The following is a 10,401-nucleotide window of genomic DNA, read 5'->3' on the forward strand; positions in this document are numbered from 1 at the left end:
CGTCCGGCGGACGGGGACGGCGGCCGCGTCCCCGTCGGCGACGGGACGGGGACGGGACGGCGGACGGGACGGCGGACGGGGCTCCGGAGCGGGCCGGGGCCCGGGTGGTCAGGAGAAGCGCAGGCCCGCCAGGGGGTCCTCGGCGCAGTCGGAGACCGGCGGCGCCGTGAGGTCGGGGCGGCGGACGAGCACGAGGTCCACCGGGCCCGTCCGCGCGCGGGGGGCGGTCCGGCGTGAGTGGTCCACCGAGGAGTGCGGGACCTGTGTGCCGTCGTCGGCGCGGCGGGCGAGGCTCTCCTCGCCGAAGCCGCGCACGCATTCGGGGTCGGGGCCGTCCAGCGGCAGCCCGGTGAAGAACTTGGCCGCCATGCACCCGCCCTTGCAGGTGTCGTAGAAGGAGCAGGACGCGCAGGCGCCGCCCTGCTGCGGGGTGCGCAGCTCGCGGAAGAGCTCCGACGCGCGCCACACCCCGGTGAACCCGCCGGGGTCGCGGACGTTCCCGGCGAGGAAGTCGTCGTGGATGGCGAACGGGCAGGCGTAGACGTCGCCGACGGGGTCGATCAGGCAGACGACGCGTCCGGCGCCGCAGAGGTTGAGGCCGGGCAGCGACTCGCCGTAGGCGGAGAGGTGGAAGAACGAGTCGCCGGTCAGCACCCGTTCGCCGTGGGCGAGCAACCAGTCGTACAGGACGCGCTGTTGGGCGCTGGTGGGGTGCAGCTCGTCCCAGACGTCCGCACCCCGCCCGGACGGACGCAGCCGGGTCAGGCGGAGTTGGGCGCCGTAGCGGTCGGCCAGCTCCGCGAACCCGTCGAGCTGGGGGATGTTGTGCCGGGTGCAGACCACGGAGAGCTTGAAGTTCTTCATCCCGGCGTCGGCGAGGTTGCGCATCGCCCGCACGGCCGTGTCGTACGAACCGGGGCCGCGCACCGCGTCGTTGACGTCCGGGGTGGCGCCGTCGAGAGAGATCTGCACGTCGACGTAGTCGTTGGCGGCCAGGCGGCGGGCCGCGTCCGGGGTGATGCGGGCCCCGTTGGTGGAGAACTTCACGCCGACGCGGTGGGCGGTGGCGTAGTCGAGCAGTTCCCAGAAGTCGGGGCGCAGGGTGGGCTCGCCGCCGCCGATGTTGACGTAGAAGACCTGCATGGCCTCCAGTTCGTCGATGACGGCCTTGGCCTCACGGGTGGTCAGTTCGCGCGGATCGCGCCGCCCCGAGCTGGACAGGCAGTGGGTGCAGGCCAGGTTGCACGCGTACGTCAGCTCCCAGGTGAGGCAGATCGGCGCGTCCAGCCCGTGTTCGAACAGGTCGACCAGGCGGGCGGGTTGCCGATCGGATCGCTCGGTCTTCGCCGGGGCGGTCATGGGTTCCTTCCTACGACCATCGAGGAGCGGACGAGTGCGGTGAGCGCGCTGCGGTAGGAGGCGAGTTCGTCGTCGCGGACTCCGGCGGCGCGGCACGCCTCGCGTGCGCTGGGCGCGTCGGCGAGCGACCGGACGACGGCGAGCAGGCGGCGGTCCTTGAGGAAGGTGAGCCTGCGGGTGCCGAAGTGGTAGAGCAGCGCGCCGAAGGGTTCGGGCCGCACCGAGACCTGGCTGTGCAGGTCCCAGGCGCGGTCGAGGTCGACCGTGGTCACGGCGCGGCCCCTAGTAGACGCCGCACATGCCGTCGATGGAGATCTCCTCGACGAGGTCCTCGGCCTCGATCACGGTCTCGGTGGTGACGTCCTCGTCGGCGGTGACGGACGGGGTGGTCGCGGGCTCGCTCATGACAGTCTCCCTGAGGGGTCGTCAGCGATCGCACAGCTGTGCGTCGCGGGGCGGTGCGCTCGAACACCGAGAGAGTAATGACACCGGGTGCCGAAATGGAAGGGAGTTCTCCTCACCAGTTCCCGGCGGCGCCGCGCCGAGGGGTCCGCGCGCATGGTTTTCGGCCAACTGCCAGCGCAGGCAAGCGCGTTGGGGCATGGCGAAGCCGACGGGGTCCGGGGGACGCCCGCCGGGAGAGGTGGTCGCGGAGCGGTCAGGCGGAGGGCGCGGAGGCCGGTCCCAGGCCCGTGGCGAGGTGCCGCAGGGAGGTGTCGAGCAGGTCTTCGAGGCTCGACGCGTCGTCGTCGAGCCAGTGCTCGTAGGAGGCGATGCAGGCGGCCAGCACCGCGTGCCCGATCAGCCGGGGCACCGGGTCGGCGGGGGTCTGCTCCATCCGGCGGGCGGCGAAGGCGGTCACCAGGCCGCGCCAGGACGTGTACCGCAGCGCGGAGTCGGCCTGGAGGGTGGGCACGCGCAGGATCAGCGACATGCGCTGCCGGTGCCAGGTCACCACAGAGGGGTCGAACCGGTTGAACTCGACCACGGCGCACCGGAGCGCGTCCATGGTCGAGATGGCCGGATCGGCGGCGTCCAGCAGCGCTTCGAGTCGGACCAGCTGCACCTCGAAGTCGCCCCAGACGAGATCGTTCTTGGAGGCGAAGTAGCGGAAGAAGGTGCGGCGGCCGATCCCCGCCGCCGCGGCGATGTCGTCGACCGTGGTCCGGTCGAAGCCCTCCCGGGCGAACAGTTCGAAGCCCAGGCGCTCCAGCGCGTCCCGTGAGGTCGCGCGCGGCCTGCCCGCTCTGCCCTGGCCCACCGTGCCGTCCGCTCTGCCGCGAAGGCTCTTCACCCGCACCCCTCCTCAGCGCCGCGTCCGGGTGGCTCCCCCGGCTACCCCGCAGCCTACGAGGTCTCCGCCCGGCACCCGCGCCCCCCTGAGCAGGCCGATCGACCCCCGCTCCCCCGCCGGACGGGACCGCGCGGTGCCGGTGGACCCGGGCGGCCGGGCGGGCGGATCGGCCGGCGGCCGTCGGCGGCGCCCACCCGGGGCCCTATCATCGGCTGCTCCTGCCCGCCCGGTCGCGCGGCCGGGCACCGGCCCGCCGTCCCGTGACCGTCGCGGGCTCCGCCCCCGGCCGGTGGTGTCACCGGCCACCGGGGCCGCGTTCGTCCGCGCCCGCACGGAGTGCGCCGTGCCGGTCGCCGCGCGCACCGTACATCCCGGACACCGCCGTCCGCGCTCGACGGCGCCGCGCCGGGACGTCCTGCCGGGCCGGGACCGCCACTCACGAGGGAGAACCCGTCGATGTCGCAGTTGTCGTCACCCTGGGCCGTGTCGTGCGGGCGCCGCGCGGGGGTGTCGTGGTGAGCCGGTACGACGTGATCGTCGTCGGGGCGGGGGCGGGCGGCGCTCCGCTGGCCGCCCGGCTGAGCGAGGACGCCGACCGCTCGGTCCTGCTCCTCGACGAGGGTCAGGCGCCCCGCGCCCGCCACGCGTTCCCGGCCCGACTCCTCGACGCGCGGCGGGTCCCGGGCGCCGATCCCGGTGACCCCGCGGTCCGGCCGCTCGCCGTCCATCTGACCCGGGACCACCCCTACACCGTCCCCCGGGGCAGGTTCCTCGGCGGCTCGACCACCGTCAACGGGGGCTACTTCGTGCGCGCCCGGCGCGCGGACTTCGACCGGTGGGCGGCGGCCGGGAACCCCGCCTGGGCCTACGACCGGGTCCTGCCGTTCCTGCGCGGGCTGGAGACCGACCTCGACCTGGGCGCGAGCGACCTGCACGGCGGCAGCGGGCCCGTGCCCGTGCGGCGCACGGCGCTCACCCACCCGGCGGCCGCCGCGTTCGAGGCCGCCGCCGCCGAACTGGGCCACCCCCGGGAGCCGGACAAGAACGACCAGGCGCGGCCCGGCTTCGGCCCGCTGCCCAGCAACAGCGTGGACGGCATACGGCACAACACCGCCCTCAGCTATCTGCTCCCGGTGCTCGACCGCCCGAACCTGACGGTGTCCGGCCTGACCCGGGTGTGCCGGGTCACCGTCTCCCGGGGCCGCGCGACGGGCGTGGTCGTCGACCGGGGCGGACGGCGCGAGGTGCTCCCCGCGGGCGAGGTCGTGCTCTGCGCCGGTTCCTTCGCCACCCCGCAGCTCCTGCACCTGTCGGGGATCGGGCCACGGGAGGAGCTGCGGCGGCTCGGGCTGCCCGTCGTCCGCCATCTGCCCGCCGTCGGCGCGCGGTTCAGCGACCACCCGCAGGTGGTGCTGGCGTGGACACCGCGCCGGGAGCTGGAGCCGCCCGGCGGTTCCTGGCTCGGCGGCTGCCTGCACCTGCCGTCCTGCGACGGCTCCCCCGGCGGCGACCTGGAGATCCTCCAGTCCCTCACGCCGCTCGACGCCCTGGCGGGACCCGTCCCGGACGGGGATCGGCGCCTCGCCTTCCTGATATCCGCGCAGGCGACCCGGCGCACGGGCAGGTTCCGGCTGCGCGACGGCGACCCGGAGGGCGCCCCGCTCATCGACTACCACTACCTCGCTGCCGACGACGACCGGCGCCGGCTGCGGGAGGGCGTGCGGGCCGCCGCCGCGGTCACCGCCACCGGGGCGTTCCGCGCGCTCGCCGAGGAGACCGGGGACCCGGCGCCCGGGGTGCTCGGCGACGACCGGTCGCTCGACGCCTGGATACGCGGGCGGCTCGGCACGTCCCACCATGCCTGCGGAACCGTCCCGATGGGGCCGCCCGACGACCCGGGGGCGGCCGTCGACCAGTACGGGCGGGTGCACGGTGTCGCGGGGCTGCGCGTGGCGGACACCTCGATCCTGCCCACGGCGCCGCTGCGCGGTCCGGCGGCCACGGCCGTCCTCGTCGGCGAGGTGATCGCCGACGCGATGCGGCGCCCCGGGCCGGGAACGGCCGCCGGATGACGCGGGGGACCGCCCGCCGGCGGTCCGTCCCGGCCGTCGCGCGGCGGTCCCGGCGGAGGCCGTCCGCACCGCGCCGACCTCGGCGGATCCCTCATTACCTCGCGGGTAATCGACTCCCCAAGGACCCAAGGAGAGAGTGGTGACAGGCATCGTCGTACGACGACGGCCCGCGCAGACGTTCCCGAAAGGACGCAGTTCATGAGCCAGTACACGACCGCCGTCAGCCGCTACCTCGCCGCCTGGAACGCCCCGGACTCCGAGGCCGTCGCCAAGGCCGTCGCCGAGGCGTGGACCGAGGACGGCACCTACACCGACCCGCTGGTGGACGTGAAGGGGCACGAGGGCGTCGCGGCCGCCATCGAGGGCGCGCACCAGCAGTTCCCCGGCTTCGAGTTCAAGCTCAAGGGCGAGGTCGACGGCAACCACCACATCGCACGCTTCTCGTGGGACCTGGTGTCGACGGCCGACGGCTCGTCCCCGGCGGGCGGCTCCGACGTCATCACGCTGGCGGAGGACGGCCGGATCAGCTCGGTGAGCGGATTCCTCGACCGGCTTCCGTCCGCGTGACCTCGGTCCGCAGCGCCTGAAGGGCTTCCGCCGTCTCCGCGTTGGCGGGCAGGAAGGTCTCGACCTCCAGCTCGGAGACGGTGACTTCGGTGGGCGCGCTCAGCGTCATCAGCGCCGACACCAGTGACAGCACCTGGCCCTCGTGCTCCAGCAGCAGCGGCAGCGCGTAGGGGAAGAAGTCGCCCTCCACGAGGGTTCCGCTGTCCTCGCCGCGGCGGCCGGGCGGCAGCGGGTAGCCGCTCACCTCGTCGTACAGGGCTCTCAGCGGCGCCGAGCCGCTCACGGTGAGCCGGTGGCGCAGGCGCCCCAGCAAGTGGGCCCGCCACACGGGGTATCTGCGGATCCGGGGCGCGAGTCCCTCGGGGTGCAGGCTCAGCCGCATGACGTTGAGGGGCGGGGCGAGGAGATGGTCCGCCACGTCGGCGACCAGTGCGTGGAAGGCTCCGTTGGCCTCGACGAGGTGGTACTGCGCGTCGTGGATCAGGACCGGGTTGGGTTCGTAGGCGACCAGCAGCCTGCGCAGCTCCGTGCGCAGCACGCTGAGGTCGTCGGATTCCCCGAAGGAGCTCTCGGGAAAATGCGGGGCGAATCCGGCAGCCACCAGCAAAACGTTGCGTTCGCGAATGGGTATGTCCATCTGGTCCGCGAAGCGCAACAGCATGTTGCGGCTGGGGCTGGCCCGTCCGGTCTCGATGAAGCTGATGTGCCGCGCCGAACTGTCAGCCCTGGAAGCGAGTTCGAGCTGGCTCATGCGGCGTCTCGTCCGCCATTCGCGTAACAGGCTTCCGACGTTCTGCCCGCGCCCCACGTGCCATTCGTTGTAACGCATGCATTAACTCTAGTGTATTCACGTTGCCAGCAAAATATGCCAAAACCGGTCCAGGGGTACTCATCCGGTGAGGGCGTCCGCCGTCCACCGGCGCACCCCGCCGGCGTCCATCGACGCCAGTCCGGCCGCCGCGCGCGCCGTCGCGGCCGCGCCGCCCAGGCCGGTGAACTTCTCCCGCACCAGCTCCGCGTGGTGCTCACGGGTGTGCGGTCCGGCGGCGCCGAGCGGGATCAGCCGCTCCCGGGTCAGGGTCCTGCCGTCCTTGAGGGTGACGGTCACCCTGGCCCCGGTCGTCTTGGTGGCCCGGCTGAAGTCGGACGGCGCCCGGCCCTCGTTCGCCCGCCGCGCGATCTCCTCGGTCTCGGCGCCGCCGAACGCCCTGGTCCAGGGCCCGGCCCCGGCCCCGGCCGCGCGGACCGCCTCGCCGAACGGCGCCTCCGAGGCGAACAGCGCGCGGGTGAGGTCCGGATCGTGTACGACCCGGACCCGGTCGGCGAGACGCCAGCGGTCCGGCTCGGCCAGGAGCGGGCCCTCGAAGTCGGCGACCGCGAGGCGGCCGGTGAGCAGCGCGGTCGCCACCGGGTAGGGGGTGTGCAGGACCAGGGCGCCGAGGGGCGCGTCGGGTCCGGTGACGTAGCTCTCCGCCTTGCGGCCCGCGAACAGGGTGTACAGGGACGCCTCGACGACCACCTCGGCCACCTCGTCCGCGGCCGGGCCGCCCAGTTCCCGGTGGAGTTCGAGGGCGCAGTCGACGGCCGCGTCGATGCCGGGGCCGCCGGGGCGCATCTTGAAGGAGAGCGTCTCGGTGTACCAGCGTTCGCCGAGTCCGTCGGTGAGCGCGCCGGGCAGCGGGACGTCGGCGAAGGCGGCGAGGAACCCGTCCGGATGCTCCATCAGGTCCGGTGCGCCGCGCAGTCCCGCGGCGGCGGCGTCGCAGGCGTCGAGGCCCGCGCGCACCGGGGTGAAGGTGTTCAGGAGCCGCGCGTCGCTGGCGAGGAAGGCCCGCATCAGGGGCCGGTGCGGCATCGCGAAGGCCAGTCCGAGGGCGTCGGCCCAGCGGGATCCGGGGGCGCCCTCGCTGTGCAGGCGGCCCGCGACCGCCCCGGCCAGGTGGGTGTGGACGGCGCTCTGTCCGCGCAGCGGGCCCAGGGTCGCCGCCGCGGTCACGCGGGCCGCGACCTCGTTGGCGGCCACCACCGCGGTGATCAGGCGGGCGCCGTCGAGTCCGAGGCCGTGCGCGTGGGCGAGCGGTACGGCGACGGTGGAGTTGGAGAGGTGTCCGGCGTAGGCGGTGTCGTCGAGGTTGAGCCAGGAGCCGAGGGCGGCGAGGACGGCCGCGCTCTGCCGGGGGTCGGCCTGCAGCGGCGGCCCGAACGCCGTCACCAGCCGCCGTCCCAGGGGGTGGTGGAGTCCGGCGCGGATGGCGGCGGCCTGGGACAGCACCTGGCTGGCCGCGAGCGCGCGCACCCGTTCCGGGACGTCGGCGTACCGCAGTCCGGCGGCCCAGTCGCAGAGGTCGGTCAGGCCGGTCATGCGGTCTCCGTCGCGTCGGGTCCGGCTCCCGCGCGGGAGCCGCTGGTCGAGAGGCGTGCGGTGGGCCGCCCCCAGACGGTCAGCGCGGCGGGCAGCACCTCCAGGGTGGCGCGCCGCAGGGTGGGCGGCTGGAGTTCGCCGTCGTGCTCGAAGCAGAGCGGTTCCCCGTCCAGCCGTTCGACGACGATGCGGCGGCCCCGGCCGTACCAGATCCCGGGGCTGCCGAGGTGGTCGCCGTGCCGGGTCAGCTCCGGCACCCGGGAGGGGGCGACGGTGCCGTCGACGACGCAGACGTCCAGCAGTCCGTCGTCCAGTTCGGAGCGGGGCAGCACCTGGTACTGGCCGCCCCGGAAGCGTCCGCCGCCGACGTTGGCGAGGACCGTCGGGCCCTCGTGCAGGACGGTGCCGTCGACGGTGACCCGGCCCGGGTAGGGGGTGAAGGCGGCGGCGGAGTCGGCGAAGGCGCAGGCGTAGCGGGCGCGTCCGCTGAGCGGGATCGAGCGGGCCACGCGGAGGGCGTCCGCGATGACGCCCGAGCAGGCGCCGAGGAAGACCTTGGCGCCGGTCTCGGCGACCCGGGCCAGGTCGAGCGGGCGCGGGGCCGCGTGCTCGGCGGAGCCGGTCAGGACGGCGTGCAGGCTCTCCTGCCAGGGGCGTTCGCCCCAGAGCATCAGGTAGCCGGAGTTGCCGGTGCCGGCCGGGACGATGACGAGCGCGGGGGCGTCGCCCGTGCCGTGCGGGGGTGTGCGGGTCAGCCCCTCGATCACCTCGTGCACGGTGCCGTCCCCGCCGACGGCGACGACCAGGTCCACGGGGCCGTGGTGGCCCGCGGCGGCGGCGCGGGCGGCGGCCTCGGCGTCACCGACGCGCGTCGTGCGGACCAGGGTGGCCCGGGTGGACGTCCGCGCGCACTGCGCGAGGAGGCCGTCGAGGAGGGCGTCGTCGATGGTGCCCGCGGTGGGGTTGGCGATGACGACGGCATGCCGGGGCGGGGTGGAGGGGGTCATGGCGGGGCTCCCGTCGGGGATCGAGCGGTGCGCGGGTGTCCGCGCGGTGGGCGCACGCCTCGACCGCGCTCGCGGAGGGCCCGCGGCGCGGTACGGCGGTACGTCGCACCGGGTACGGCGACGGCACGACAGTCCGGCGGAGAGGGCAGGATTCGAACCTGCGCGGGCGGCGAACCACCCGACCAGCGAACCGGTCCCCGATAAACCACTCCGGGCACCTCTCCCAAAAACCGGCACCACCACACACCCAGCACCGGACACCACGCGGAGAGGGCAGGATTCGAACCTGCGCGAGCAGCAAGCCACCCGACCAGCGAACCGATCCCCGATAAACCACTCCGGGCACCTCTCCCTGTTCCCGGTTCCGGATTTCCCCGGTGCCGGTTACGAGAATTACTCTGCCGCACCGCTCTGACGATCCGCTGACGGAGGCCTGACGTCTTCGGGGGAATCCCGGCGGGGTCCGGTCAGGGACCGGTCAGTGTTCCGTCAGTCGTCCGCCCGACCATGAGACCCCGTCCCGTCTTTTCTGACGGACCGTCTCTTGCAAGGAGAAAGAGGTATGCAATCACCTCACGACGATGCCTTGGCCAAGCGTTCGGGGGCGGGCGCGACCAAGCCTCTGGCTGCCGTGCCCGACGCGGTCCGCGTTTCCCCGGCCGGTGCGGTGGGCGCCTCCGCGTCCTTCGCGGAGTTGCTTCAGCGGGTCAAGGCCGAGGGCCTGCTCAACCCGGCGCGCGGCTACTACGTCGGCAAACTCGCGCTGAACACCGCGCTGCTGGCCGTCGGGTTCGTGGCGTTCTTCGAGCTCGGTGACAGCTGGCTGCAACTGCTGGTCGCGGTGTGGATGGGGCTGTGCGGTGCGCAGAGCGCCTTCATGTGGCACGACGCCGGGCACAAGTCGATGTTCGGCACGCACTGGACGGCGTCCCTGATGGGGTACATCCACGCGAACCTCGTCAACGGCGTGAGCTACGGGTGGTGGGTCAACCACCACAACCGGCACCACAGCCACCCCAACCACCTGGAGAAGGACCCGGACATAGGGCGGCGCACCGCGATCTTCGACATGAAGCAGTACCCGAGCCGCAGCCGCCGGGGCCGGTTCATCGTGCGGTACCAGTCGGTGCTGTTCTTCGTGCTGCTGGTGCTGGAGTCGTACAAGATGCAGCGCACCGCCGTGCTGACGCTGGCCAGGAACGAGGTGCGCAGGCGCTGGCTGGAGGCGGCGCTGATCACCGTGCGGGCCGCCGTCTACCTGACCCTCGTCTTCACGGTGCTGCCCGTGGCGCTCGGCGTGGCGTTCATCCTCGTCCAGCAGGCGGTCCTCGGCGTGTACTTCGGGCTGATCTTCGCCCCGAACCACAAGGGCATGGCGGTGCGTGACGGCGAGGAGGAGGAGCTGGACTGGCTGGCCCGCCAGGTGCTCACCTCGCGCAACATCCGGCCGTCGCTGCTGATGGACTTCCTCTACGGCGGGCTCAACTACCAGGTGGAGCACCACCTGTTCCCGGCGATGCCGCAGCGCAGCCTGCGCAGGGCGCGGGAGTTGACCCGGGAGTACTGCGCCGAGCGCGGGATGCCGTACCACGAGGTGGGGTTCTGGGCGTCGTACCGCGAGGTCGCGACCTTCCTGCACGAGGTCAGCGCGCCGGCCCGCCAGGAGCGCGCCGCCGCCTGAGCCGAGGCCCCGGCGGCCCGGCGCAGCGGCGTGTCCGGCGCCGGGCGGTGGGTCGTGCC

The 10,401-nt window shown here is 73.8% G+C and carries 10 protein-coding genes and 2 tRNA genes; 3 read left to right on the forward strand and 9 right to left on the reverse strand.

Annotation, left to right across the window (positions count from 1 at the left end; genetic code table 11):
- Positions 1-108: 108 nt before the first annotated feature.
- The 4 genes from mftC to mftR all read right to left on the reverse strand — a co-directional run bounded on the left by mftC (position 109) and on the right by mftR (position 2,653).
- Positions 109-1,359, reverse strand: a complete 1,251-nt coding sequence (mftC, locus tag GA0115242_RS21550) for a mycofactocin radical SAM maturase (protein WP_093830944.1) — start codon at positions 1,357-1,359, stop codon at positions 109-111.
- Positions 1,356-1,631, reverse strand: coding sequence for a mycofactocin biosynthesis chaperone MftB (gene mftB / locus GA0115242_RS21555; protein ID WP_093830946.1), 276 nt, complete (start codon positions 1,629-1,631; stop codon positions 1,356-1,358). Before mftB ends, mftC begins: the two co-directional genes overlap by 4 nt.
- Positions 1,632-1,641: 10 nt before the next feature.
- Positions 1,642-1,764 carry a mycofactocin precursor MftA gene (gene mftA, locus GA0115242_RS21560; RefSeq protein WP_093830948.1) on the reverse strand — a complete coding sequence of 41 codons (123 nt, stop codon included), beginning with the start codon at positions 1,762-1,764 and terminating at the stop codon, positions 1,642-1,644.
- 253 nt (positions 1,765-2,017) lie between these two features.
- A complete protein-coding gene (gene mftR, locus GA0115242_RS21565) occupies positions 2,018-2,653 on the reverse strand; it encodes a mycofactocin system transcriptional regulator (protein ID WP_093830949.1) in 636 nt (211 codons plus the stop codon).
- Between the two features lie 515 nt (positions 2,654-3,168).
- On the opposite strand from mftR, the gene mftG reads away from it, so the two are divergent.
- Together mftG and GA0115242_RS21575 are read left to right on the forward strand one after the other, a co-directional pair.
- Positions 3,169-4,725: a mycofactocin dehydrogenase MftG gene (mftG, locus tag GA0115242_RS21570; protein WP_093830951.1), complete on the forward strand. Its 1,557-nt coding sequence runs from the start codon at positions 3,169-3,171 to the stop codon at positions 4,723-4,725.
- 198 nt (positions 4,726-4,923) lie between these two features.
- Complete coding sequence (locus GA0115242_RS21575; RefSeq protein ID WP_093830953.1) at positions 4,924-5,292, forward strand: nuclear transport factor 2 family protein; 369 nt, start codon at positions 4,924-4,926, stop codon at positions 5,290-5,292.
- On the opposite strand, the gene GA0115242_RS21580 is transcribed toward GA0115242_RS21575, so the two are convergent.
- From GA0115242_RS21580 to GA0115242_RS40835, 5 genes are all read right to left on the reverse strand, one after another.
- Positions 5,249-6,121, reverse strand: coding sequence for a helix-turn-helix domain-containing protein (locus GA0115242_RS21580; RefSeq protein WP_093830955.1), 873 nt, complete (start codon positions 6,119-6,121; stop codon positions 5,249-5,251). The two genes, GA0115242_RS21575 and GA0115242_RS21580, sit on opposite strands and share 44 nt — an antisense overlap.
- Positions 6,122-6,181: 60 nt before the next feature.
- Positions 6,182-7,654: an MmgE/PrpD family protein gene (locus tag GA0115242_RS21585; protein WP_093830957.1), complete on the reverse strand. Its 1,473-nt coding sequence runs from the start codon at positions 7,652-7,654 to the stop codon at positions 6,182-6,184.
- Positions 7,651-8,661 carry a diacylglycerol/lipid kinase family protein gene (locus GA0115242_RS21590; RefSeq protein WP_093830959.1) on the reverse strand — a complete coding sequence of 337 codons (1,011 nt, stop codon included), beginning with the start codon at positions 8,659-8,661 and terminating at the stop codon, positions 7,651-7,653. The genes GA0115242_RS21585 and GA0115242_RS21590 overlap by 4 nt, the downstream gene beginning before the upstream one ends.
- Positions 8,662-8,798: 137 nt before the next feature.
- Positions 8,799-8,885 (reverse strand) — tRNA-OTHER (locus GA0115242_RS21595).
- Positions 8,886-8,926: 41 nt separating this feature from the next.
- A tRNA-OTHER gene (locus GA0115242_RS40835) sits at positions 8,927-9,013 on the reverse strand.
- 210 nt (positions 9,014-9,223) lie between these two features.
- Between GA0115242_RS40835 and GA0115242_RS21600 the strand changes: the two genes are divergently transcribed.
- On the forward strand, positions 9,224-10,342 hold the full coding sequence (locus tag GA0115242_RS21600; protein WP_093830961.1) for a fatty acid desaturase family protein: 1,119 nt from the start codon (positions 9,224-9,226) through the stop codon (positions 10,340-10,342).
- The last annotated feature ends 59 nt before the right edge of the window (positions 10,343-10,401 follow it).

This window comes from Streptomyces sp. SolWspMP-5a-2 (assembly GCF_900091845.1).
Classification (GTDB): domain Bacteria; phylum Actinomycetota; class Actinomycetes; order Streptomycetales; family Streptomycetaceae; genus Streptomyces; species Streptomyces doudnae.